Source organism: Congregibacter brevis (assembly GCF_045689245.1).
Classification (GTDB): Bacteria; Pseudomonadota; Gammaproteobacteria; order Pseudomonadales; family Halieaceae; genus Congregibacter; species Congregibacter brevis.
The window spans coordinates 1,237,853-1,264,326 of sequence record NZ_CP136865.1; the positions used below are offsets into that span (position 1 = coordinate 1,237,853).

Below are 26,474 nucleotides of genomic sequence, written 5' to 3' on the forward strand. Positions count from 1 at the left end.
ATCCACTCATGACCACCGTCTTATTGACCTTAGGCCGCTTACCCAAGGCACTCGCTATCGCCCGCGCTTGCCGCGCTGCGGGGTGTCGGGTACTTGTTGCTGACCCGTTTCGCTGGCACGTTTGTAAACCATCCCGGGATGTGGCCCGGTCTTTTCGGGTTACGGCGCCTAATGATTCTCTGCCACATTACTTCGCTGATTTGCTCGCGATTGTTGAAGCGGAGTCTGTGGGCCTTGTTATCCCTATTTCTGAAGAAGCGCTGCATGTCGCCAAGCTTCGCGATCAGCTGCCCATGGGCGTGCGGCTATGGGCGGCTCCCCTTGAGCAGCTTGCAGAGCTTCATCACAAGCGCGACTTTATTGCTCTCGCGGCGCGGAAGGGCTTAGAGGTGCCGGAGACTTTTACAGCGGATGAACCCGGTGCTTTGGAGTTGTCACGCAAGAATGATTACGTGGAAAAACCGGTACACAGTTGTTCGGGTATCGGCCTGCGGTTCGCTAAGGCTGGTGATGCTCTCGAGTCCAGCTCCAAAGAGGGGCTGGTGCAGACCCATCTAGATGGAGATTTGATCAGTTCGCTCTCGGTGGTCAGCGAGGGACGAGAAGTGGCGACCGTGTTCTACCGCGGGTGTGTCTTTGCGGGGACCGTCGCTATTTGCTTTGAGCGTGTGGATAACGCGCCGTCAGCGCGACAGTGGGTGAGTGACTTCCTCAAGGACAGTAATTACAGCGGGTTCCTTGCCTTCGACTTTATTGTTGATGAATCGGGCGTAGCGCGAGCGATTGAATGCAACCCGCGGGCGACTAGTGGCGTGCACTTTTTCGATACCCCTTCCCTTGGTAGAGCACTCCTTAATCCTGAAACTGCGCAGGCTATCCAATTGGCAGAAGGCACGCGCTTTCAGTGGGGGTATTCAACGCTTACCGAGACCTACGCGGCAATCTTCAAGCCTCGCGAATTTGTCCGGCGCTTTAAGGAGATGCTGGCAGCGCGTGACGTTATCTGGGCGGGGCACGACCCTCTTCCGTTTTTGCTTATGACACCAATGTCCTGGGAGATTCTTTGGCCAGCGATGACCAGCGATCTTTCCCTCGGTGAAGCCACTCAGCGGGACATCGCCTGGTTTGGTGAAAGCCCTTGAAGGTGATGCCTGCGCTACATCTGAGACGTATTGCGGCGAGTTACGCGACAAAATATTTGCTCACGAGGTCGCGTGGTAAGACGCGCAGCGGGGCGCACGCGGTTGGGGTTCAAAGCCTCAAAATCAAAGCGTCGCAACAGCTCGGCGATGATCAAGAGACTTTCGGTTTGCGCAAAACCGGCGCCTACACAGGTGTGCGGTCCTTGTCCAAAGGGTATGTAAGCGCCGTCGGTAAGCGCACTCTCGTTCTCTTGCAAGAATCGCTCGGGCTTAAAGGCGTGGGGATCTTTCCAGTAGTCCCCATTGCGATGGAGCGTCCACGGCGAAATCATTACCAGCGCACCCTTCGGCAGTTTTCGGGGTCCTACCGTGGTGTCCTCCATAGCGACTCTAGGCATGAAGGTGATAGGTGGGTACAAACGAAGGGCTTCGCGAAAAACTGCTTTGAGCAGCGGGAGCTGACGCATGTGTTCGAAAGTGATTTTGCCGTCGGTAGCTTCTTCGCCTTCAACTCCTGCGCCACCTCCGGTAACGCGATCAATCTCCTCACGCATTTGGGCGACGAGCGTGGGCCTTTGAGCGCAGATAAAAAACAGCCAGGTCAGCACGCTGGCGGTTGTTTCGTGCCCCGCAAGAAAGAACACCCCGAGTTGGTCGATGAGCTCGTCCTTGGTGAAAGGCTCCTGCGTGTCGCTGTCCCGCGCTGCAACTACCGCACTGGCAATGTCGTTGTAATCAGCGTCGGGCGCGAGGTGCGTGTCGATGAGCGCCGCGAGATGGCTGCGAATGCGACTGCAGGCGTCAAGCACGGCTTGTGGCTGCGGGGCTTTAGTCCACGCGGGCTCAAAGATCAGTCGCTTGATATCAACCTGAGCAACGGAACGCTCAAAGACCGTGAAGTCTTCAAAAACATCGTGGGCAACCTGAGAATCCAGCGAGGTAGAAAACACTGTGCGGCAGATGATGTCAGCGGTGAGTTGACTCATAGCCAAATCCAGCGAGAGTGGCTCACCACTATCGGCGCTCGCCTCGAGAGTGTGCACATAGTCGTTAACCGCTGCTTGCATCGCCTCAAAGGCGTGGCTAATGCGCATGTGGGAGAAGGCGGGATCGATCATGGCGCGCTGACGGCGCCACTTCTCGCCGTCGGTAACGAAGATCGACTCACCGATGAGGTGCTCAAGGGCGTTGACCATGAGGTCGCTCTTGGGAAAGATGCCATCGGGGTCGCGCATAATGTGTCGCACGAGCTCGGGATCATTAAAAAGCACGGTGGAGCGTCTCGAGTAACCGAGATTTCCCACAGGGAAGCGGTAGGCGGCAGCTGGGAGAAGATCCAGCAGGTTGCCATCACCGTTCCACAGCACCCGCATCAACGCCGGGAGCGCAGCGAGGGAATGGGGTTTTGGAGGAATATAGTGCTTGTCTTGGCTCATAGTGCCCAGAGTGTCTTTATGGGGTTTCAGTATCAGGTTCCTTCTCGATGATGTCGACCCACACTCTCTTTCAGATTCTTGTGGCGATACACATCGTCACGGGTGCCGTGGGTTTGATTAGTTTCTGGGTGCCCGTGGTTGGACGCAAAGGCGGCGTCAATCATGCGCGGTTTGGAAAACTGTTCACGATGATGATGCTGATTACGGGCAGTGTTGCGATATGTATTGCGCTGACCACGTTGTCAGACCCTATCGCAACTCATCCGCATTTAGTCGATCACCCACAGTTTGGTGATCCAGGGCTCATCGCAGGGATCTTTGGATGGATGATGCTGTATCTCGCTACGCTAACGATCAACCTGTCCTGGCATGGCTGGCTGTGTATTCAGAATCGTCGGGATCATAAGGCCAATCGCACCTGGCATAATTTGCTGCTGCAAGTCCTGCTTGCCATCGCGTCTGCGAACTGCGCCTGGCGGGGCTGGGAGCTGAATCAGCTTTTGATGGTGGGCATCTCTATGGTGGGATTTGCCACGGTGGCGACGAATCTCTGGTTCCTTTACAAGCCTAATCCGCGGCCCCTTGATCGTATCAAGGAACACATCAAGTCATTGGTAGGCGCTGGTATATCAGTGTATACCGCGTTCTTTGCCTTTGGCGCTGTACGCATGCTCCCAGAGATCGCGCTGACACCCGCGCTGTGGTCTGTTCCTTTGATTACCGGCCTAACCTTGATTATTTATCACCAGCGCGCCGTGACTTTAAAGTTTCGTGCGAGAACTGCAGCTTGAGCGCCAACCATACTCTGGTTATCGGCGCGGGGGTTGGTGGCTTGGCCGCGGCAATCGAGTTGGCAGCCGCTGGACACCGGGTAACGGTACTCGAGCGTGCGGCAGAACCCGGCGGCAAGATGCGTCAGCTACCGGTGAATGGAGTGGGTGTAGATGCCGGACCCACGGTGTTCACTATGCGCTGGATTTTTGACCAGCTCTTCGAGGCAGCGGGATCGGCATTGGAGGCGCATCTGCGTCTGGAAAAAGCCGATGTGCTCGCTCGCCATGCATGGCGGCAGGGCGGTGTACTGGATTTGTATGCGAGTACGGAGCGGTCTGAGCAGGCGATACACGAATTCGCAGGTAGAGAAGACGCCTTAGGTTACAGGGCGTTCTGCGCGCGCAGTGCAGACATCTACGAAACGCTGCGTGAACCGTTTATCGCGTCCTCTCGCCCGGGGATGCTTGAGTTAGTTAGCCGGGTCGGTTTTGGCAGGTTAGATGCGATGTGGCGTACGGCGCCTTTTTCTTCTTTGTGGTCCGCGTTGGATGATCACTTTACCGATCCTCGATTGAGGCAACTCTTTGGTCGCTATGCGACCTATGTGGGCTCCTCTCCGCTAAAGGCCCCAGCAACGCTAATGCTCATCGCGCATGTAGAGCAAGAGGGCGTGTGGCTGGTTGACGGAGGTATGCGCGCTGTCGCGGTGGCGCTTCGGGAACTGGCGGAGAGTCTGGGTGTGCGGTTTTCCTTTGATGAAGGTGTTCGCCAGATCATGATGGAGGCCAATCGCGCCGTGGGGGTTCTCACCGAACAGGACCGAGAGCTACGGGCGGATCAAATCGTTTACAACGGCGACATCTCTGCCCTAGGCACGGGAATGCTAGGAGCGGCGGTGGCACCCAGCGTTAAGCCGGTAATGCCCACAAATCGGTCCTTGTCTGCAATGACATTTTGTATGGTGGCGAAAGTCTCGGGCCTCGCTCTGCATTACCACACAGTATTTTTTGCTGAGGACTATCCGGAAGAATTTGTCGCCATTTTTGGTCGGGGGCAGATCACGGAATACCCGACGGTGTATGTCTGCGCTCAGGATCGTGCTGGCGGGAACGTTCCCCAAGGCCCTGAACGTTTGTTGCTGTTGATCAACGCTCCTGCCGACGGAGATCGGCGTCTGCGAGACCCGCACAAGCTTGCACAGTACAAAAGTAAGGCGCTCGCCCTGCTGCGTGAATGCGGCTGCGAGTTGGAGTTTGATGAAGCATCTTGTGTAATCACCGATCCGCGGGGATTCAACGAGCGCTTTCCGGGTAGTGGAGGAGCACTCTACGGGCGTGCCAATCACGGATCCATGGCGAGCTTTGCAAGGCCCGGCGCGCGCAGTCGCGTCAGAGGACTCTATCTTGCTGGCGGCTCGGTGCACCCCGGTGCCGGGGTGCCTATGTCAGCGATGTCAGGAAGGTTGGCTGCGGGTGCGGTGTTGGAGGATCAGCGCTGAGCATAAGGGACGTTGCTCAGCGCTGATCTTTATGGTTCTCAGAACTTAGCTTTTACGTTGTTGGTGACGTCTGGCAATAGCCAATAACAGCAGTGCCATCACAAACAGAGCACTGCGACTCATCGTGTCAACGCTAAGTGCCGGGAACATATTGATTACCCGCGCGATGTTGTTTTCGGGCACGGGATCCAGACCATTACTGAAGTCATCATTGGCTTCGATGATGTTAATGATTTGCCGGTTATCTGGTGTGCTTACAACGTCGATCGCGAACATCAGAGTTTCCATGAAGCCCACATTGACCGCGCCCGCCGGATATTCGCAAATCGTTCCGCCAGGCGCACCGTCTGCACAGCTCCAAGGGGTCGGGGCACTGTTACTGGCATTAAAGGTAGATCCGAGCGGTACAGCCTCACGAACGATAACGCCGGTGGCATTCTGGTTTCCCTGATTTCCGTACATTGCGGTGTAGATGATGCTGTCGCCTTCGCGAACGATACCGGCATCTGTTTGTTTGCTTACGTAAATCTCAGGTACGGCGATGAGAGGTGTGTCATCGGTGTCGGTGTCAGTTGCAGGGAGCACGGAGTTTGCGCCGTCATCCTCAATATCTACAGTGTTGATGATGAGCTCTCTGCCAGCCTCTGCAGGGAAATTGACATCAAGACCAAATCGGGCCTGACCACTGTCTGAGGCTAGTAGCAGCGGTATGGTAATAGAGCAAACCGTGCCCGGAGGGCTTCCATTTGGGCAGCTCCATACACTCGGCAAGCTGGCTACCGCACTAAACGCCACGTCGTCGGGAACGGTTTCCAAAACCACTACGCCGGTAGCGCCCTGATTGCCAATGTTCGCGTAATCAATGAGGTAGCTATAACGTTGACCGGGGGTGACGCCGATGCCGCCATCATCTTTGGTGATCTGCAGTTGCGGGGATGCACCTCCAATCGGTGTTTGTTCTGTGTCCGTGTCTGTCGACGGAATAACCGGCGCTCCGGGGTCGAACTCATCTCCGTCATCGGTGATGGAAACGAGGTTGTCGATCTGTGTAACGGCTGGAGGTAGCGGTGTATCGACGAGTACGGCAAACACCACATTGCCCGGCGTGTCCGACAGATTTCCAACGGTGAAATCACAGCTTGTTCCGGGGCCACTGCCGTCAGCGCAGCTCCAACCTGCGGCGCTGCTTGCCGCGGTGTAAACAGTGTTCGCGGGTACCGTTTCGGTGATAACGACGCCGGTGGCGTCTTGGTTGCCCAAGTTACTGTAGGCGATGAGATACTCGATTACGGCCCCAGGAGCGGTGAGTACCACTTGATCGTCTTTGGTAACGTTCATCACGGGATCCGCAATGACCGGAACAACTGTTGGATCGTCTGCAGTGCCCGTAGTTGGGTCATCAGAGATGATGCCCTGTTGCTCTTTAGAGTCAGCGTTGGCTTGGTTGCTCAATTCTTCCGGAGAAGTCTGCCCATCGGGATACGGCAGTGGCAGCAGAACATCGTAAGTAATTGTTGCAGTCGCGGTCGCCGCGAGGGTGGTGTAGCTCACACTGATACTGGTGTCGCCCGGCGTGTTGCCGGTGCCCACAACACCTATGCCAGAAGCGCTCACAGAACCGGCTTGAAACTCTCCAATTGCGTCCGGCGTATCGCTAATCACCAGCGTCGTAGCAGCAGCTAGTCCGTTGTTGTCCAGCGTCAGGGTGTAAGTAATTGTGTCCCCGGGTTCCGCCGGATTGTTTGGCCCTGTCCACGTTTTCTCCAACACCAAATCTGGGAAAAACAGACTGTCCGTTGCAGTGGTGGTGTAAGTGCGTTCTGCAGGGTCAACACCCGGTAGGCTGGTCGCTTCAACGTCCGCCGTGTTGTCTATTTGGCTGACCCCAACGATGCCTCCGTTTACCAGCTCCATGGAGAATGTTAGCGACAGTGTTTCTCCCGGCGCCAAAACTTCCTCGGGCTTCGCGGGATTACCTTCCGTCTCAAGGGTGACGGTAGTTGTGCCTGCTGCGGACGCTTCAGTCAGTGTGAAGCCGGGCGGCAGCGTGATCGGTGTAAGACTTCCAGGTATCCAGAACGCCTCATCAAACGCATCTGTCACCGTGAGCTCATAAGCACTGGAGGTGCCAATGTTGGTCACCGTGATTTCGATAGTCGCGATGCCTTCCGTTAAGTCAGTAAAGTTTTTGGTCGCAGCTAAGTCAGGTTCAACCACGTCGATATCTACGCTGCTGGTCTCAGGTAGTCCGGCACCCGTAAAGTTTAAATCTGCCGTATTCGTCAAAGTGATACCGGCGACATTGTTCGGCACGTCCACTACTCGTGCGATCAGTTCGTAGACGATGGTGTCCTTTTCGTTCAAAACCATGTCTGCCACGTTGTCGACCGTGCCGTAGTCAATGGTAATTACGTTTCCGGCAACAACAGGTGTTCCCGGCAACGAGGTTGTGATGTTGTCGCCAATGGAAATCACGTTGCCACCGATGAGCTCCAGTATGGGGCCGCTCGGATCGTCGGCCTGCAGCGTATCTGTAAGCACGACGCCCGTTTGCTGGCCTTCGCTAAACGCAGCCACTATCTCGTAACGTACCTGCTCTCCTATGGTGAGATCCTCAAGCAGTGGATTCGCCTGCGCGCTTCCTGTATCTGGAACAGAGGTACCAGATACAACCTTACTTACCGAGGCTGTGCTAAGGCTTACGAGGAAATTGCGATCGCTCTCGTTCCCCACCCGTGACTCTGGGCTTGTAGGGGCTGACTCCCAGGTAATGGTGGCTACATTGGGAAATTCGCTAGGCACCGGGAAGCCCGCTCCGACAGCCTGAACATCGTAGCCAATTTCACAGAAGCTTTCCGCGACACTGAGTGAGTCCACAGAAAATTCAAGACTCCCGTTGGTGAGCGGCGCCGGGCTATTTACGATCGCAAAGCCTGGACAGTCAGATACCACCGTACTGTCGTTTACCCACAGCATGTCGCTATTCAATACGTCAGTTACCGTGATGGACCGAGCAGTGGCGGTGGATATGGAGGTATGGTTAATTTCCAGTACGAATCTCTTCTGCTCCGCCGCCACAACGATGGCCGGTAAGGTGCCATTCTCGGTGAGCTTGCTAATTTGCAATTGCGGCTCAATGAGATCGAAGCTAGTAGTCGCGACGACGTTAATGGAGTTACTGCGAAGCTGGGCGCGGTTTTGCAGGTTCTTGTCTTCGCCGGGGGCTCCGGAGTTTAGTGCGTTGTCTAACACTATCGCATCGATTTCGAAGGTGACACGATCGTCGGCATCGGGCTCCGGTCGGTTGTCCGGTGTGTTCACCACATTGCCCAGTAACCATTCAGCACAGGTTTGCGGTGCTCCTGGGCTGCAGTCGAGAGCTGCGTCACCCACTAACAGGCCACTACTAATTGAAAGGTCACTGCCTATGGCGACGACTTCGGTTCTTGTTATCTCGAAGGCGACGTCGGTGTTAGGCATACTGTCCGTGACAAATGCTTGCTCTGTAGTCCCATCGGGGAAGTCAGCACCTATGGTGAAGGTAACTGTTGAGCCGATCGTAAGATCTTGGGAGGACGCGCCCAACACAAAGTCGCCGATATCGATATCGGTAATTTCCTTGGTGATACCAGGTGCACTGATATTCAGTGTCCACTGGTCAGTAAGGTCATAGCTTCTGTCATCAGGGTCGCCTTGGGTATCCAAAGTGGTCCACACCGCTTCCGCAGTATTGATTATCGTCTGCCCGGTTACGGCTGTTACATTTACCGAAGCGTCAAACTCGATTTCACAGACGCTTCCTAGCGGGAATGTCGCCCAGGTGGCGGTGATTTCCCCGGCGGTTAACGTAGGTCCGGTATCTGGTGAGGCACTACACACAGCACCTAATCTGACGTCGGCGGACGCTACACTAAGGTCTGTAGGAATCACGTCGCTTAAAGCGAGGTCTTTGGCGTCGATGCGCGATGCGGGGCTGTGCTCCACACGAAGGGTATAGGTAACCAGATCACCTGCTTCCGCCTGTCCTGTGTTCGCTGTTTTACTGATGCTCAGTAGTGGCTCGACGACTTCCAAGGCAGCGTTGTCCGAGGATGTGATCGAAGGAAGAAATCGCGCAATGGCGGCGTTGCTGGTGCTGTCGTTGTTTTGGTTTACCAGCGCGTCTTTTACTTTAGCAACCACTTGGATGCGAATCCGATCGCGAAAATCTGTTATGCCATCAGCGGCCTGCGTTACCGGACCGTAGTTCAGCACTGCACGATCATTAACGCCGTCGCCATCACGATCGTCGATGGCAGCTGTCGGGTCGGGGAATGCGGCGGTTAAATCGCTGCCGACAAAAACTGTTCTCGCAGAGATAAGCTCCAGCACGTTGTCGGTGATGGGTAACAAATCCGTGATGGTCAGATTGGGGATGTTGACGTCGGGGATCGTTGCGACAACTTGAAACGTCACCGTTTCGCCTATAGTAAGCGATTCGGCGTCGGGGGGTGTGCCGGGAATATTGTCCGTATGGCTTTGATCGGTTGCTGTAACGTTTTTGGTGAGGCCAACACCGAACACAGTGAAGATGTCGCAGCTCTGAAGGCGGTAATTGTTTTGCTGTCCCGGGTCGGCATCGTTGCCGGTACGTTCTACCCCTAGGGTGTTGTTCGGCGTGCTGGGCAACACGGGTTGGTCGCTATCTAAAAGGCTCTCCCAGAGTGATTCAGCGCAGTTTTCTAATCGAATCCCGGCTATGGGGTTTACGATAAATTGAGTCTGGAAGCTCAGCGTACAAACAGCCCCTTGCGGGAAAGTATCCCAAGTTGCTTCTACCTGATCTGATGCTGCGAGAGACGTGACCGTTATGTTGTCGGGAGTCGCTGGACAAAGACTGTCGTCGATGGGCCCATCTACCCGCATATCGTTCGGGAGGACATCACTTAAGCTAACATCGAACGCGTCAGCGGTAGTCCCGTTCGCATGATTCAGTGTGAGCGTGACCAGCGGAGGAGTCGCATCGTCACCAGTATCAGGCGTAAACGTTTTCGCGAGCTGAAGACTGCTCTCTACGATGCGAATAGGGTCTGCACGTCCTTGAACGTTGCGCCGAGACTCCCCGCTGGTTTGCCACAGCCACCGGGCGCGGTTTCGTCGTCGCTGTCCCGAGGTGTTGACCGAAGCGTTCAGGACCTTTGCTCGATAAGTAATAGTGATGGTTTCGTCAACGCTGTTGTCGCTGTTCGCGTTAGTTATCGTCCCAAAACCACTATTGTTATTACCGGGACCAAAAACTAAACGTCGATCTGGGGCTGTTTCTCCGCTGCCCAAACTGTTGAATCCAGCATTGGCAAGCACGTTGTTGAAGTTGCCCAGCGATGTCGTGATGTCAGCGCTACTCGGCACAATCGAAACGACGTCGGTAAAGGCCATCCCGTTAGGCAATCGATCCTCTACCCTTACGCTGGTAGACGTGCCCTCGGGGACAGTGATTACCAGGTCATAAGTGACGAGCTCGCCGATGTGTGCACGAAGGTTTTGGGAGCTGTAGCCGGGAGAAATGTCCGTAATCGTTTTGGTAACAAGGGGGGTCGCGATTACCGCTTCGGCCGTGTCCGTAACGCGAGTAAACGGTGCGGCAGGGTCTGGCACGGATGTCCAAGTTACCCCGGCTTCGTTGGTTACGGTTTGCAAAGGTTCAACTGCGCCATCCAGAGTACATCGAACGGTCGCCAGAGCTGTGTCTGTGCCGTATGGCGCTCCTTCCATTCCATCGTTTGCGGCTAATGGGTCGTCTAAAACAATACCGGTGGTTAGGGAGCCCGTGAACGACAAAACGTTTCCGTTGCCATCGACAACGTCACCTGCAGTGGGTTCAGTGCAGGCCAGTAAACCCACTACGGGTTCATCAAAGGTCACGTTGTAAGCGGGTGTTGTGCCAACGTTCTCCACGGTCAAAAGATAGGTGATTTCGTCGAAGGCATCGACGCCGTTGACGTCGCTCTCCGCGGTTTCAGTACTAGGGTCCGCCGGCGGAGTCGGGACAATGATCGCGTCACTGTTATCGGTAGCGATAACGCCTTTGGTAATGGTGAGAGACGGCGCGCCGATGGTTCCGCCAACGGCCTGTAGGTCTGTGATGGTCCTGCCATCGGTGGTGTCGTAGTTTGTTTCTAACAGGTTGGTGAGAAACAGTGAATCCGCGAAGGGCGTGCCCACAATGCGAGCGGTCAGTCGTACACGCAGCGTGGTGGCGATGGTTGTTGCGACATTGCCAAACTCCATGCGAATCGAGTTGTTACTCGCCTGCGTCGTGACCGTGGGGTTGAGGCTTGCAAAGGGCGGCAAAATAGAAAGGTCATTCGCTTCGACAAAATCTGCGACGGTGAACACCGGCCGCGGTAAAAAATCAACGAATGTCACGTTGCCCGTATTCCCGGCGGGAATGCTCAGCGAGAGCTCAAAAATGACCTCGTCACCCGGCTGGAGTACTGGCGGTACCGGGTTCGGTGAAAAAATGGTTTTGTCGGGTACGTTTGGCTGTACTGCCGCATCGATCGTTGAGCCGTTCGAACCACTGCCGCCCTCGGTTAATCCGTAGGTGAGGGTGGCTGAGTTGTCGAAACCGTCTGCTGCCAATACGGGATCGCCATTGGCATAGGTGTCGAGGATGGTTGTCTCGTAGGTCAAAGAACCCTGAGCACCGTTATCAAGCTGGCCACCTGTTGCCGCAGCGATGTCCCATGTCAGCGAGGTCTGTCCAGCACCAGGCCCCGGTATTGCTGTGGCGGTGATGGGGACGGTTGCGCCATTTATGACCAACGCTACTGTGCCGTCAAAGCGCAAACCATCGGCGATCACATCGTCAATGATAAAGGTGTTGGCCCCGGAGCCGGGAGGGGCGTCTGGGAAGTCGGTCAGACGAAAGTTCATTACATAAGTCAGGACTCCACCCGGGAGTCCAGTACCCGCTACGGACTTTTGCAGCGTCGCATGCTTTGCAGTAACGGTGCTATTCGCTGTGTCATTGAATCCCGTGCCCTGATAGTCGTAATCAAAAGTCACCGTGTTTACGATGCTTTCGCTGTCAGGCAGGGTTTCATCAAGAACATCAGAAATGTAAACCGGTACCGAAACCGATAAGTCTGCGGTACCTGCGGTGCCAAGAACCGCGGCACATTCCGCCGTCACTGTGCCGCCCGTGGTCGGCGCTAGGTTGGGGTCGCCGGTTATCGAGCAGCCGACGCCAAAGGGCGACGCGATGCTTATGGGGTCTCCCGTCCACTGAATCTGTGCAGGCAGCACGTCACTCAGGACGATGTTTTCTATCGCAACGCCTTCTGAAATGTCCACGTTCCATGTGTAGACAAAAGCGTGGCTGGGTCCAGGGGGGCGTTCGCCTTCAGGCGCTGAATTTGCCTTCGTGATACGCGCTAGTTCGGGCGTAACAGTGGAGTTGCTGGGCGTACCGGTTATTGCGCCGTTTGTTCCTACTGTTGTGTCACCGAACTCGAACCCGGGAATCACTTCTACGGGTTTCGCCACTCCAATATCCGCTCCTGCCTCCACAACTGCACACACGGTCATAACCAGTGCGGGTTGTCCTTGGTCAACAGATCCGACGGGGTACCGCGCAATCCATGCACTACCACCCGGGTTTCCGGTGAGCGGGATGCCCGAGATGGGGTCAGTTAACATGCCGGTGGCGTCAAAGGTCCCGATCTGGGTGAGCTGAGGGGGGATATCAACAAAATCGATGCTCAGTCGTCGAATCTGGCTGTCGACAACCGTAATGAGGTACGGCCCATAGCCTGTGGTGCTATCTGTGTTCGTGAAACTGGCGTCGACGCAAAACTCCTCGCCGATCAGGGGTGTTGCAGGTAAACCTTGCAGGCTCACGGACGGGATCTGTGCGTGAGCTGGCAGTGTTGCAAGGAAAGTGAAAAGGGCAACGCCTAAAACGCTGAAAAGCCGCTGCCCGATACAAGGGGTCATCGGGGCTTTTTTTGCACCACGGCCAGCACTGACTTTTAGTCTCATATACACTTTTCGGGCTCTGCTCTTTTTGTATGCATTCTTGACGCTTATGTTCACCGGCCAGTTTAACAGCAAGCTGCGTGCCAAAAGTGTGATGTATCGCACATTGCATGTTCATACTGCTATGGGTAGCTAAGTGTGATAATTCTAGGCAAATGTTGTCGGTAAAGAATCTGATAGAAGAACTTGCGAAGCCGGTTTTCTGGGGCGCGGTGCTCTGTAGCCTTCCTTCGGGCGCGGTGCTTGCTGTCGATTCGATCGAGGCGGCCTCTGACACCATTGATCAAGAGTTGACTGAGCTACCGGTAGAGCCTGTATCGGGGCCTGAGAGCCCGCACTGGGTCGACAAAAGCCACGAGTACGCCACAAATCGAACCCAAGCCTTAGCCCAATGGATGGATGACTTTTTCGGTGCGCAAGTGCGCGATGCGGAGCGGGCGGATTCCTTTGTTCGTGCCATCTTTATAGATGATTGGGATCAACGCGATGGTCATGATCTCAAGGTGCGGCTCCGGGGGCAGGTGGATCTTCCGAAGATTTCAGAACGCGTCGACCTGGTGTTTTCTGGCGAGGAGTCTGAGCAAACGCTGACTGAGGAGGAGCGCGGGCAGGAAAATGATGTAGGCCTGCGCGTAAATGTCCGAGATGGTCGCCGCACACGCCTCGATGCCACGATTTCCGTGCGATCAGGTCCGGCGATTTTACCCGGTGTGCGTTTTCGCTATCAGCAATCAATTACCGATAACAGTTGGGCGCGATTCACCCAGCGCCTGCAGTACCACACCGAGGATGGCTATCGCTCACTTACCAACTTTGAGGCGAACCGAATTCTGGACGATAAAAGCCTGATTCGTTGGGCCGGGCGGGTTCGATACCGTGAGGATAAAGAGTTTTGGGATTACAACACCGGTATTACCTATCGACGCTGGCTGGATGACCATGCAAAGTTTCCGAGCGCCATTGAGTATTTTGTTGCCGTGAGTGGCCGCGACCAGCCTGAAAACTACGAGACCAGTTATCGTCTCGGGTTTCTCTACCGCAAGCAGTTCTTCCGACAGTTTTTGTTCTACGAGATAGAGCCGAGTTACAACTGGCGAAGAGATCTCTATGAAGAAAAACGAGAAGGGGTGATGGGTATCGTTTTTCGTCTGGAGGTCATGCTCGATCGGGAGTTGGTCGGCGGTCGCTAAACCTTGCTCAGCTTTTGCTCCTTGCTTGAACGTAGCGCTCTCGCGCTTCCTGACATTCTGGGTCCGAAAGGCCGGCGAGAAGACTGTCTGCGTCTGACCAAGATCGTGGGAGTCCTACCTGATTAGCGGTTACCGCATCGACATGGCGCTTGGTAGCCTGTATCGGAAATGCTGGACGAGAACTGATGGACTCTGCCATGCGATCTACTGCCTCATCTAGTTCTTTTATATCCACTGTCTTGTTTAGAAACCCGGCGCCCAAGGCCTCCAGCGCATCAAACGGTCGGCAGGTCATGACGAGTTCCTTGGTGAGGGCTGGGCCAATCTCGCGCACCAACCGGGGGATACCTCCCCAGGCTAGCGGGATACCGAGATCGATTTCAGGGATTGAGAACCGCGCATCCTGAGCCGCTATGCGCAGATCGCAAGCGGCAGCCAACACCAACCCCCCACCAATGCACCAGCCTTGAATACGCGCGATGGTAACGGCGTTAATCTGTTCCATGGCGTCGGCCATGCGTCTTCCTGCATCAGCCGCTTCCCTGGCGCCAACGTCACCGGGCGCAGGAAAGCCTGCTAGGTCTGCCCCCGCTGAAAAGCACCGCCCTCTGCCGCCTACCGTGATTACCTTAATGGTGTTGTCGCGATTAAATTCGTTGGCCGCGTGGGTGAGTTCTTCCAGTGTCTCTAAAGACAAAGGGTTGAGCTTATCGGGACGATTCAGCCACAGAGACGCGGTCTGTCCCAGGCGCTCTATCTCAAGTGTTTTGTACATCGATTCACTCCCTAAGATCGCTAACGGGCTAAAGTTTAGCACCGCCATAAAAACGCGTGAGGGAAGTGTGTACCCGTCGTTCAAATGGTGTACCCTCCGGCGCGGGGAACCTATTACAGCAGCGTTTAGTGCGTGCTTGGCCTTAAAAGCCCTGAACTCAAAATGCAAATTTCCGCTAAAAAAATAGTAAAGAAAGGATATCACCATGAAATTGTTAACTCGGCTTTTTGTGCTTCTGTCAGCCGCAGTGCTCGCGGCTTGTAGCAGCGTTGATGTACGTCATTACGAAGCTTGTATCGTCGGCAGTAGTGCAGTGGGAGGCGTTGTAGGTGCAACTGCTGGCGGAGCCGGCGCAGTCGGTGGCGTAGCAGTGGGTGCCGGTGTAGGCGCTGTTATCTGCGATTACGAAGAGCCCGCGCCCATGGCGGCAGCTGCCGCAGCGCCTACGGATAGTGATGGCGATGGCGTGATGGACGACAAGGATCGCTGTGCAAACACCCCTGCCGGCGCGGAAGTGGATATGAACGGCTGCGCCCTTGATAGTGACGGGGATGGTGTTGCCGACTACAAAGATCAGTGTGCGAATACACCTGCGGGCGTCAAAGTTGATACCACAGGTTGCCCGGTGAAAGATGAGGTGGTGTTAACAGTGGACCGTCTGAACTTCGACTTTGACAGTGCGACTCTGGACGCTCAGTCGCGAGCAGCTTTGGATTCAGCGGTTGCTGTTATCAAGTCCCACAGCAGCGTGAAGATGGATGTTGTCGGTTACACCGATACCTCGGGTCCTGAGGAGTACAACCAGGGCTTGTCCGAGCGTCGTGCGCAAGCAGCAGTGGATTATCTGGTATCTCAAGGTATTGATGCGGACCAGTTGCGTGCAACGGGTCGCGGTGAAGCTAATCCGATCGCCAGCAATGACAGCCGGGACGGGCGCGAGCGCAACCGACGCGTTGAACTGGTAGTTCGTTAAGGCACTTTTGCCCATGTTTGGAGGCGCCGGATTGCACCGGCGCCTTTTCTTTACCGGGAAGAATACTTGAGCGACAGCAAAACATACTGTATGTTCAAATCCGACTTTTTGCGGTGCGGGCACAGGCTGTCCAAGCCATTCATATTCGACTTCGTAACCCTCAGGAGGCTTCCGCTTTGACCGAGATTGATACCTTTCGTCAGGAAACCCGGGAGTGGCTCGCCAACCACTGCCCCGAATCCATGCGCCAACCCGTTAGCAGCTTTGAAGACATTTATAACGGTGGGCGAAACCCCGAAGTAAACATCCCCGAACAGCCACTCTGGTGTGAGCGCATGGCCGAACGTGGCTGGACCGTGCCTCACTGGCCCAAAGAGTACGGCGGTGGCGGTCTTTCTGCCGAAGAAGTTAAGGTTCTCAGAGAAGAAATGAACAGCATTGGTGCCCGGCGCCCGCTGGACTCTTTTGGCATTTCAATGCTCGGGCCCGCACTACTGAAGTTCGGTAGTGAAGAGCAGAAACTGGAGCATCTGCCGCGCATCTGCCGCGGCGAGATTCGCTGGTGCCAAGGGTACTCGGAACCCGGTGCAGGCTCAGATCTGGCAAGTTTACAAACGCGCGCCGACGATCATGGTGATCACTATGTAATCAATGGCCAGAAAGTCTGGACCTCCTACGCAGACAAGGCGGACTGGATATTCTGCCTGGTGCGCACGGACAACTCGGGCAGCAAGCACGAAGGCATCAGTTTTGTGCTCTTTGATATGGATCAGCCCGGCGTAACTGCAAAGCCCATTCGTCTCATTAGTGGTTCTTCGCCGTTTTGCGAGACCTTCTTTGACGACGCTCGCGCGGAAAAACGGAACCTGGTTGGCGAAGAAGGCCAGGGCTGGACGATTGCCAAGTATCTGCTGACACACGAGCGGGAGATGATTTCAGCGTTTGGCACCTCGGGAGGTAAGTCTCTGGGTAAAACGGCGGTAGAACAAATGGGCGCCGATGCAGAAGGCCGCCTTCGTAACGGTATTCTGCGCCAAGACATAGCCCAACATCAGCTGGATACCATGGTGTTTGGCGCAACCATGGAACGCGTTGGTGACGAAGTGAAAGCCGGGCAGGGGCTTGGACCCGCATCATCAATCTTTAAATATTACGGCACGGAACTGAACAAGCGTCGCAATGAGCTGAATCTCGCTGTGGGTGGTGAAGCTGCGTTGGGATGGTCTGGTGATGAATACCACGGCGGCGAAACTGTACGCAGTTTTTTGCGATCAAAAGGTAATTCCATCGAGGGCGGCACCTCCGAAGTTCAACTCAATATCGTAGCCAAGCGCGTGCTTGGCCTACCCGACGCCTGAGGTATTGCTGTCATGACATTAGTGCTAAACGAAGAACAACAGATGCTCAAAGAGTCTGCAGCAGGCTTTTTGGCGAGCAAGGCGACCGTAGGGCATCTTCGAAAGCTGCGAGATTCTGGTGATGAGCTCGGCTTTGAACCCGCGGTCTGGCAAGAGATGGTTGAGATGGGTTGGGCGGGAATTGCGATTCCCGAGGCCTACGGCGGCTTGGGTTATGGGTACACGGGCTTGGGTGTAGTTCTGGAGCAGGCCGGACGTCATCTGAGTGCTTCGCCTCTTGAGGCGAGCGTGCTGGTCGGCGCCACGGCGATTAACTGTCTGGGCACGGAGCCGCAGAAAGCGACGTGGCTCGCTGCAATAGCCGCTGGCGAAAGGCAGGTGACTTTGGCATTACAGGAGTCCGGCGCCTTCGATCCCGCGGCGGTGGCTGCGACGGCAACGCGCGACGGTGATGCGTACGTCGTATCCGGTGAAAAGCGCATGGTTTTGGATGCCAAATCCGCGGATGCCTTTGTCGTGATTGCACGCAGTAGTGGAGCAGTGGGAGATCAAGAAGGGCTGAGCGCGTTTTTAGTTCCCGCAGATGCTGCGGGCCTGAGCGTAACGTCCTGTGACATGGTCGATAGCCGGCAATGCGGATCCGTTGCTCTGGATGGTGTTCGATTGACGTCTGATGCGCTCATGGGAGGCGAAGGTGACGCGTGGGCAGGGCTTGATCGCACACTGGATATAGCAGCCATTGGCTTTTCTGCCCAGTTGCTCGGGCTGTCGTTAGAAGCCTTTGAGCGAACGATGGACTACATTCGGGAGCGCAAGCAGTTCGGAACGGTGATCGGTTCGTTCCAAGGATTGCAGCATCGCGCCGCGCATTTGTTTGCCGAGTTGGAGTTGGCGCGGTCTATCGTCCTCAAAGCGCTGCAGGCAGTGGACGCAGATGACGAAAACCTGTCGCGTTTGGCCAGTGCCGCCAAGGCTAAGCTGAGTGAAGTTGCCAGACTAGCCAGTAACGAAGGCGTTCAGATGCATGGCGGGGTCGGTATGACCGATGAATACGACATCGGCTTGTACATGAAGCGTTCCCGCGTACTGGAGCATTTGATGGGTGACTACTACTATCATCTGGATCGTTTTGCGCGAATCGGTGGATACTGATGAGCTGATTAACCCCGCAGGCACAGGAAATTATAAAAAGTATGAGCGAAGAACTGCAGAAAATTGATGAAGCTGTCGCGCAGCTAACCCAGGACGGCGCACCCTTTGCGTTGAGCACCGTAACCATCGATGGCGCGGAGTATCGAAGCTTCGCCTCAGCGCCAGACAATATGGCAGCGTACTTCCGCTTTATGCTGAATCACGCGGACAAGGAATTCACGGTCTATCGCGATAACCGCATGACCTTTGGTGAGAGCTATGCGCAGTCCGCAGCTCTGGCACGGTCCCTTATTGATGACTTCGGCGTGCAACCCGGTGACCGCGTGGCGATTCTCAGCCGCAATAATCCCGAGTGGATGATGGGCTTCATTGCAGTACTGTCCATTGGCGCAGTAGCCGTCCCTATGAACGCCTGGTGGACCACCGAGGAGCTCGATTACGGCTTGAAGGACTGCGGCGCAAAGCTGGTGATTGTTGATCGTCAGCGCATGGAGCGCCTGCTGCCTCTGCAGGATGAGCTGCAGCTTAAGCTCATCGCGGTGGACGATTGTGATGGTCTGGCGGTGGACTTCAGCAAGTTTAAGGATCTGGTAGCCGCTCATGCGGGTGCCGAGATGCCCGAGGTTGAGGTGACCGGTGATGATCACGCGACAATTATGTACACCTCGGGATCTACCGGGCATCCCAAAGGTGCACTGTCATCTCACCGCGGTATGTTGTCTGCACTCTACAGCTGGATGCTGTTGGGCTTGTCTGCAAAGCAGGCCGGTGGCGACAGCGAGCCAGCAAAGTTTCCAGCATCAGGCCTTCTAACCATTCCGCTGTTTCATTGCACTGGCAGTCACACAGCTTTCTTACTGTCGCTTATTGTGGGCCGTAAGTTAGTGATAATGCACAAGTGGGACGTGCAGGAAGCGCTGCGCATGATCGAAGAGGAGCGCGTTACCTGGTTCACCGGCGTACCGACGATGTCTGCGGAACTTCAAGCTGCTGCCGCTGAGTCTGATCGGGATTTATCGTCTCTTGCCGAGATTTATGGTGGTGGTGCGGCTCGACCGCCCGCACAGGTCGAGAAGCTCGCAACCACCTTTAAGCATTCATCGGCAGGTATCGGCTACGGGCTTACTGAGACTAATGCTCTTGGGACCATCAATACGGGTGCAGTTTACCGCGCGAGGCCGGGCAGTGCCGGACGGCCAGTACCTGCGGTTACGGATATTGCGATCTTCGATGAGAATGACCAGCCAGTGCCTGCGGGAGAGCGCGGCGAGGTGTGTATTCACTCCCCTGCGAATTGCCTCGGCTATTGGAACAAGCCCGAAGCCAGCGCGGAGGCTTTTCGTGATGGTTGGTTCCACACGGGAGATGTGGGCTACATCGATGAAGAAGGCTTCTTGTTCATTGTCGATCGCATGAAAGAAATCATCATCCGAGGCGGCGAAAACATAAGCTGTATCGAAGTAGAAGCCGGTATCTATCAGCATCCTGCCGTCAGTGAAGCTGCTGTTTATGGCGTACCCGATGAGCGTCTGGGCGAGGCAGTGGCAGCGAGTGTGGTCTTACGCGAGGGTCAAAGTTTGTCTGCCGAGGAGCTGCAAAGCTTTTTGAAAGAGCACATCGCGGGATTCAAGATTCCCGCGCACGTCCGTTTTCATGAGGAAGCCCTGCCACGTATTGCTACGGGCAAGATTTTTAAACGACAACTCAAGGCGGAGCTGAGCGAACAGTTAGCGGCTGCTTGAGGGTTTTTATTTATTTGCCTCGCAAGAACGTGAGGCATGCATGTAAGGAGATCGGGTCATGGACCTAGGAGTATCGGAAAAAGTTGCACCCTTATTGGCGCGTGTTACGGCCTTTATCGACAACGAGGTGGTGCCTGTTGAGGAAGAGTACGCGGCAGAAATCGCCACAGGTGATCGCTGGCAGTTCACCGAGCGACAAACCGAAATAATCGAGACGCTAAAAGCGAAAGCGCGTTCCGAAGGTCTGTGGAACTTCTTCCTCACCGAGGGTGAGCAAGCGAGCGGTCTAACAACGGTTGAATACGCTTATCTAGCCGAGCAAATGGGTCGATCGCACCTGGCGGCTGAGTCCTTTAACTGCGCGGCTCCCGACACCGGCAACATGGAAGTACTGACCAAGTACGGTAGCGAAGCACAGCAGGCTGAGTGGCTCACACCGCTTCTGAACGGTGAGATTCGCAGCGCCTACGCAATGACCGAGCCCGGTGTTGCTTCCTCTGACGCGACCAATATTTGCACCAGCGCCGTGCTTGAAGGGGACGAGTGGGTCATCAACGGCGAGAAACACTGGATATCTGGTGCGGGCGATCCACGTTGCAAAATCATGATCGTGATGGTCAAAACTGATCCCGATGCCGCTAAGCACAAACAGCAGTCTCAAATCCTGGTGCCCATCAATACACCGGGTGTTGAGATTATTCGACCCATGCAGGTGTTCTCTATGGACGATGCCCCCCACGGACACATGCAGCTGGCTTTTAACAATGTTCGCGTACCCAAAGAGAATGTCATCCTCGGTGCAGGACGGGGCTTTGAAATTTCTCAGGGTCGTCTTGGACCGGGTCGTATCCATCACTGCATGCGAGCCTTGGGTGCCGCTGAACGCGCCTTGGAGTTGATGTGCAAGCGAGCGACAACGCGAGTGGCCTTTGGTAAGCCTTTGGCTCGTTTGGGTGCCAACATCGACATCGTTGCCAATGCCCGCATGGACATTGAGCAAGCACGACTGCTTACCCTCAAGACAGCATGGATGATGGACAACGTTGATCCAAAGGAAGCGCGTATCTGGATTTCGATGATCAAGACCGCCGTGCCAAATGTAACTCTGAAGGTGATCGACGAAGCAATTCAGATGTTTGGTGGTTTGGGTGTATCGCAGGACACGCCGCTGGCGACTATGTACATGGGGCAGCGAACCCTGCGTCTTGCTGACGGTCCTGATGCCGTGCATCGCATGGTTGTTGGTCGTAACGAGTTTAAAAAGTACTCGGATCAGGAACCGGTTAACGCGACTTTCCGCGACGGTTAATAGGCATAGATAGCTAAGGGTGTGCGGCGCTTGGCGCCGCTCATTGAAGACAAAATTCAATCAGTAATAGGGGAAGCACATGGGAGTTACAGTCGTACCAAAAGAGCAGCTTGTGGATCAGGTGGGCAATAAGACGGTCGGCGAGTGGGCCACGATGGATCAGGATCGCATCAATACCTTTGCGGACTGCACCGAAGATCATCAGTTTATTCACATCGACGAGGAAAAAGCTGCGCAGACGCCCTTTGGTGGCACCATCGCTCACGGCTTCCTTTCGTTGTCTATGCTGCCAAAGCTGAGCGAAGGCACTGGTGTGGTACCAGAGAACGTAGTGATGGGCATTAACTATGGCCTTAACAAAGTACGTTTTTTGAACCCAGTCCGTGCGGGCAAGCGAATCCGCGCTCACAGCGAATTGATCAGCGTTGATCAGAAAGATGACAATCGATTCCTGCTGACATCGTCGGTCACGGTTGAGATTGAAGGTGTAGAAACACCCGCGCTTGTCGCTGAGTCTCTCGCGATGATTGTCTGCGGCTGATACACACAAAAGGAGTAAATGAGAATGACGATTCGTTATGACGGTCGAGTAGCTATTGTCACTGGCGCGGGACAAGGACTGGGTCGCAGTCATGCCATCGAGCTGGCAAAGCGTGGTGCCAAGGTTGTAGTAAACGATTTGGGTGGCTCCAAAGATGGTACGGGATCCTCGTCTGATGCTGCTCTGGCAGTTGTCGCCGAGATCGAGGCAGCGGGCGGAGAGGCAATGGCCAACGGCGCCAATGTCGCCGACTACGCGCAAGTCGAAGCCATGGTTGCCGCGACAATGGAAAAGTGGGGTCGCGTTGATATTCTGGTGAACAACGCAGGCATTCTTCGCGATAAGAGCTTCATCAAAGGCTCCATGGAAGATTTTGAGCTTGTACTAAACGTTCATCTCATGGGGACCGTCTATTGCACGCGAGCCTGCTGGGAAATCATGAAAGAGCAGGAGTACGGTCGGGTAGTGGTCACCACATCCTCTTCTGGTCTCTACGGCAATTTTGGTCAGACCAACTACGGCTCTGCCAAGATGGGCGTTATCGGGCTGATGAACACATTGGTTCTCGAAGGCGCGAAGTACAACATCAGAGTTAACGCACTGGCTCCGACAGCGGGAACACGCATGACCGACGGCCTCATGCCGGAGAAAATGTTCGAGTTGCTGACCCCCGAGACCGTAACCCCTGCTGTGCTGTACCTGGTGAGTGAGGACGGTCCGAACCGCACGATTCTCTGTGCAGGAGCGGGCTCCTACGCTGTGTCGAAAATTGTTGAAAGTGAAGGCTGCTGGCTGACACCTGAAGAACAAACGCCCGAAGGCATCGCTGCGCACTGGAGTGTGATTGCAGCTGCCGAGGGTGGACGCGCGTTGCAGGCTGGTTTCGAGCAGTCAGGCAAGATGTTGACTCAGGCTGCCGCAGGTTTGGGTATTTCCCTCGAGTAAATCGCGGGTTTTAAGTGCGCATTTTTTTTTGACGGCGAGTCTTCGCCGTCTTTTAGGAGATAAGTTATGAAAGAAGCAGTAATTGTATCGACGGCGAGAACGCCGATCGCAAAAGCCTATCGTGGCGGCTTTAACAACCTAACGGCTCCAACGCTGGGCGCCGCTGCAGTAAGCGAAGCTGTGCGCCGAGCAGGTGTCGACCTCGCAGAGATTGATGACGTCGTAATGGGCGCTGCACTACAGCAGGGTACCGGCGGTCAGAACGTTGCTCGTCAGATTGCGCTGCGTGCCGGCCTGCCGGTAACCGTTTCCGGTATGACTATTGATCGCCAGTGCTCTTCCGGTTTGATGGCAGTAGCTACGGCGGCCAAACAGGTCATGTACGACGGCATGGACGTGGTTGTCGGTGGTGGATTGGATTCAATCTCCCTTGTGCAGAACGAGCACATGAACTTGCATCGTGCTGCCGATGAAGAGCTCATGGCCATGCACCCCAACATTTACATGCCCATGCTCCAGACTGCCGAAGTGGTTGCCAAGCGCTACGGTATTAGCCGCGATGCTATGGATGAGTACGGTCTTCAGTCACAGCAGCGTGTCGCCGAAGCGTACGAGCAGGGCCGATACGACGCAGAGCTCACGCCGGTAACGTGCAAGCGTATCGTCTGGAATAAAGAGACGGGCGAGCAATCTGAGGCCGAAGCTACCGTAAGCCGCGATGAAGGTATCCGTGCAACGACGCCTGAGGCGCTCGCTGGTCTTAAGACCGTTGTAGAAGGCGGCACGATTACCGCCGGGAACGCGTCGCAGCTATCTGATGGTGCGTCTGCGCAAGTGATTATGGATGCGAAGCTCGCAGAGCAACGTGGCCTGGAGCCGCTCGGTCTTTACCGCGGTATTGCCGTAGCGGGTCTCGAGCCTGATGAAATGGGCATTGGCCCAATCTACGCCGTACCCAAACTGCTCAAGCAGCACGGCCTGACCGTCGATGACATTGGTCTTTGGGAGCTGAACGAAGCCTTTGCGGTACAGGTACTTCATTGTCGCGATACTCTGGGCATCGATAACGACAAGCTCAACGTCAGTGGCGGCGCCATTGCCATTGGTCACCCCTATGGCATGAGCGGTTCGCGGATGATTGGCCACGCACTCATCGAAGGTAAGCGACGCGGCGTTAAGTACGTTGTCATCACCATGTGTGTGGGTGGCGGTATGGGCGCAGCAGGACTCTTCGAAGTACTGTAGTACTCCGTGCTGAGAGATTAAGCACCGAGCCGCGCGGAGCCTTGAGCTGCGCGCGGGCGTCGCGAGCCATGGATGGCGAGCGCCGAGCCTGTTATGGATGACGTTTTTTGGTGCCCCGCGCACAGTTCAAGGCTGCGCACGGTGCCATGCTAAGAATTACTGACCAGGTCATGGAGAGAGAGGATGCGCGCACTACTTTGTACAGAACATGGGATGGCCGACAAGCTGCAGCTTGCGACCGATCACCCGGAGCCAACCGCCGAGGCGGGTCAGGTTGTTATCGACGTTAAGGCAGCCGGCCTTAATTTTCCGGATGTCCTGATCATCCAGGGTAAGTACCAGTTTCAACCAGATATGCCGTTCTCTCCCGGTGGCGAGTGCGCGGGCGTCGTGTTATCTGTGGGCGAGGGCGTTGAGCGCTACAAGGTTGGCGACAAAGTGATCGCGATGACCGGTAGCGGCGCTTTTCGTGATCAAGTTGCGGCGGATCAAAATGCCGTGATGCCCATGCCGGAAGGTCTGGACTTTACTCAGGCAGCGGGCGTTGCCATGACCTACTTCACCTCGTACCACGCGTTGAAGCAACGCGCTGATCTCAAAGAGGGCGAGACCCTGTTGGTACTTGGTGCTGCGGGTGGCGTGGGTTCCACTGCCGTGGAGCTCGGTAAAATGATGGGCGCGAAAGTGATTGCGGCGGCAAGCTCTGAAGAGAAGCTGGCTATGTGTCGCGAGCTCGGCGCAGATGAGACCATCAACTACAGCGAGCAGGACTTAAAGGCAGCTGTTAAAGAGCTGACCGGTGGAAAGGGCGTCGATGTTGTTTACGACCCTGTAGGCGGCGACTACGCTGAGCCAGCGTTGCGCGGTATGGCATGGAACGGTCGTTACTTAGTGGTAGGTTTTGCCGCCGGGCCTATTCCAGAAATCCCCTTGAATCTTGCTCTGCTAAAGGGCTGCTCTATTGTTGGTGTGTTTTGGGGGCGTTTCATTGCTGAAGAGCCCGCTGTTCACCTCCAGAACATCGAAGACCTGTGGGGTCTTTTTGCCGAGGGTAAACTGAAGCCAGCGATTAACGATGTGTTTGCCCTTGAGGATTACGAGAAAGCTTATGATGTGATGACCGGGCGCTTAGCACGGGGCAAGGTCATCATCACGATGGAGTAGGTACGGCATGCAGTCATTTGCCTTTAATACCGTCGCGCGTCTTGTTAGTGGAAGTGGTGAAGCACTGAAGCTGGCAGAGCACTGCGCCAAACTGGGTGTTAAGAACGCCCTGTTGGTTACCGATCCCGGGCTTGTAGCTATTGGCCTCATTGGCCCGGTTCAGGATGCGCTCAGTGCAGCTGGCGTGGGTGTCTGTTTGTTTCCCAAAGTCAGTGAAGATCCGCCGGAAGCGGTGGTATTTGCGTCGGTAGATGCGGGCAAAGCTGCCGGAGTTGATGGCGTAATTGCCGTGGGCGGTGGCAGCTCGATGGATGTCGCGAAAGTGGCGGCTGCGCTGCTTTGCTCAGATCAGCCGCTGAGCGACATGTATGGCGTTGAGCAGCTTAGCGGCGGACGCTTGCCGCTTATCCTGGTACCTACCACCGCTGGGACGGGTTCTGAGGTAACGCCGGTCGCTATTGTCACCACCGGGGAAACTACGAAAGCGGGCGTGAGCTCAGCGGTCTTGCTCCCGGACATTGCGGTTTTGGACGCGGACCTGACTCTGGGGCTACCGCCCCATATCACGGCCATGACCGGCGTCGATGCCATGGTGCATGCCATCGAGGCGTATACCTCCAAGATTAAGAAAAACCCTGTATCGGACAACCTGGCGCGCAGTGCCTTGGCACTGCTTGCGAACAATATTCGCACTGCGGTGCATGATGGTCGTCAGCGCGATGCGCGTGCGGCGATGCTGTTGGGGGCAATGCAGGCCGGACAGGCTTTTGCCAATGCGCCCGTAGGCGCGGTGCACGCTCTGGCCTACCCGCTGGGTGGACATTTTCATATTCCCCATGGGTTAAGCAACTCGCTCGTGCTGCCAGCGGTGATGCGATTCAATCTGCCTATGGCGACGAGTCTTTACGCTGAGCTTGCAGAGATAGTCGCGGGAGTCTCTGTATCGGGGAGTGAGGAGGCCCGCGCACAGGCCTTGATCGTCGCTATCGAAAAACTGATTGATGATTTATCCATGCCCGCCACGCTCAGCGCCGCTGGTGTGGGGGAAGAGAGTCTTGAGACTCTGGCAGAGGATGCCATGCTCCAGCAGCGCTTGTTAATCAACAATCCTCGAGACGTTAGTTACGATGATGCGCTGGGAATCTATCGCGCAGCGTTTTGAACGCGCCATCCCGGCAAAAGCTGCTGCCGCTTAAATCACAGCGAGGTAA

Annotated in this window: 17 protein-coding genes; 14 read left to right on the forward strand and 3 right to left on the reverse strand. The window is 55.5% G+C overall.

The window, feature by feature from the left end:
- Positions 1-8: 8 nt before the first annotated feature.
- A complete protein-coding gene (locus R0137_RS05460) occupies positions 9-1,142 on the forward strand; it encodes an ATP-grasp domain-containing protein (RefSeq protein WP_407329169.1) in 1,134 nt (377 codons plus the stop codon).
- Between the two features lie 14 nt (positions 1,143-1,156).
- Here R0137_RS05460 and R0137_RS05465 read toward each other — a convergent pair whose 3' ends face one another.
- Entirely contained in the window at positions 1,157-2,578 is a 1,422-nt protein-coding gene (locus tag R0137_RS05465) for a cytochrome P450 (RefSeq protein WP_407329171.1), read from the reverse strand.
- Between the two features lie 47 nt (positions 2,579-2,625).
- Between R0137_RS05465 and R0137_RS05470 the strand changes: the two genes are divergently transcribed.
- Entirely contained in the window at positions 2,626-3,369 is a 744-nt protein-coding gene (locus R0137_RS05470; RefSeq protein ID WP_407329173.1) for a hypothetical protein, read from the forward strand.
- Positions 3,366-4,850 (forward strand): 1-hydroxycarotenoid 3,4-desaturase CrtD, encoded by a 1,485-nt coding sequence (gene crtD, locus R0137_RS05475; protein WP_407329174.1) that lies wholly within the window; start codon positions 3,366-3,368, stop codon positions 4,848-4,850. The genes R0137_RS05470 and crtD overlap by 4 nt, the downstream gene beginning before the upstream one ends.
- A 45-nt stretch (positions 4,851-4,895) precedes the next feature.
- Here the strand turns inward: crtD and R0137_RS05480 are convergent, their stop codons facing one another.
- Positions 4,896-12,872 (reverse strand): hypothetical protein, encoded by a 7,977-nt coding sequence (locus tag R0137_RS05480; protein ID WP_407329175.1) that lies wholly within the window; start codon positions 12,870-12,872, stop codon positions 4,896-4,898.
- Between the two features lie 152 nt (positions 12,873-13,024).
- Here R0137_RS05480 and R0137_RS05485 point away from each other — a divergent pair, with 152 nt between their 5' ends.
- Entirely contained in the window at positions 13,025-14,059 is a 1,035-nt protein-coding gene (locus R0137_RS05485) for a hypothetical protein (protein ID WP_407329177.1), read from the forward strand.
- Positions 14,060-14,066: 7 nt separating this feature from the next.
- Here the strand turns inward: R0137_RS05485 and R0137_RS05490 are convergent, their stop codons facing one another.
- Positions 14,067-14,834 carry an enoyl-CoA hydratase/isomerase family protein gene (locus tag R0137_RS05490; RefSeq protein WP_407329179.1) on the reverse strand — a complete coding sequence of 256 codons (768 nt, stop codon included), beginning with the start codon at positions 14,832-14,834 and terminating at the stop codon, positions 14,067-14,069.
- 205 nt (positions 14,835-15,039) lie between these two features.
- On the opposite strand from R0137_RS05490, the gene R0137_RS05495 reads away from it, so the two are divergent.
- From R0137_RS05495 to R0137_RS05540, 10 genes are all read left to right on the forward strand, one after another.
- A complete protein-coding gene (locus tag R0137_RS05495; protein WP_407329180.1) occupies positions 15,040-15,807 on the forward strand; it encodes an OmpA family protein in 768 nt (255 codons plus the stop codon).
- 176 nt (positions 15,808-15,983) lie between these two features.
- Entirely contained in the window at positions 15,984-17,165 is a 1,182-nt protein-coding gene (locus tag R0137_RS05500) for an acyl-CoA dehydrogenase family protein (RefSeq protein WP_407329182.1), read from the forward strand.
- Between the two features lie 12 nt (positions 17,166-17,177).
- Complete coding sequence (locus R0137_RS05505) at positions 17,178-18,317, forward strand: acyl-CoA dehydrogenase family protein (RefSeq protein ID WP_407329183.1); 1,140 nt, start codon at positions 17,178-17,180, stop codon at positions 18,315-18,317.
- 41 nt (positions 18,318-18,358) lie between these two features.
- Complete coding sequence (locus R0137_RS05510) at positions 18,359-20,059, forward strand: class I adenylate-forming enzyme family protein (protein WP_407329185.1); 1,701 nt, start codon at positions 18,359-18,361, stop codon at positions 20,057-20,059.
- Positions 20,060-20,117: 58 nt separating this feature from the next.
- Positions 20,118-21,368 (forward strand): acyl-CoA dehydrogenase family protein, encoded by a 1,251-nt coding sequence (locus tag R0137_RS05515; protein ID WP_407329187.1) that lies wholly within the window; start codon positions 20,118-20,120, stop codon positions 21,366-21,368.
- A 79-nt stretch (positions 21,369-21,447) separates the two neighbouring features.
- Positions 21,448-21,909, forward strand: coding sequence for a MaoC family dehydratase (locus tag R0137_RS05520; RefSeq protein ID WP_407329188.1), 462 nt, complete (start codon positions 21,448-21,450; stop codon positions 21,907-21,909).
- Positions 21,910-21,933: 24 nt separating this feature from the next.
- Positions 21,934-22,854: an SDR family NAD(P)-dependent oxidoreductase gene (locus R0137_RS05525; RefSeq protein ID WP_407329189.1), complete on the forward strand. Its 921-nt coding sequence runs from the start codon at positions 21,934-21,936 to the stop codon at positions 22,852-22,854.
- Positions 22,855-22,920: 66 nt separating this feature from the next.
- The gene (locus R0137_RS05530; RefSeq protein ID WP_407329191.1) at positions 22,921-24,099 is read left to right on the forward strand and encodes an acetyl-CoA C-acyltransferase; all 1,179 of its coding nucleotides are present in this window, start codon (positions 22,921-22,923) and stop codon (positions 24,097-24,099) included.
- Positions 24,100-24,282: 183 nt separating this feature from the next.
- A complete protein-coding gene (locus R0137_RS05535) occupies positions 24,283-25,263 on the forward strand; it encodes an NADPH:quinone oxidoreductase family protein (RefSeq protein WP_407329192.1) in 981 nt (326 codons plus the stop codon).
- A 7-nt stretch (positions 25,264-25,270) separates the two neighbouring features.
- A complete protein-coding gene (locus R0137_RS05540) occupies positions 25,271-26,425 on the forward strand; it encodes an iron-containing alcohol dehydrogenase (RefSeq protein WP_407329194.1) in 1,155 nt (384 codons plus the stop codon).
- Positions 26,426-26,474: the final 49 nt, after the last annotated feature.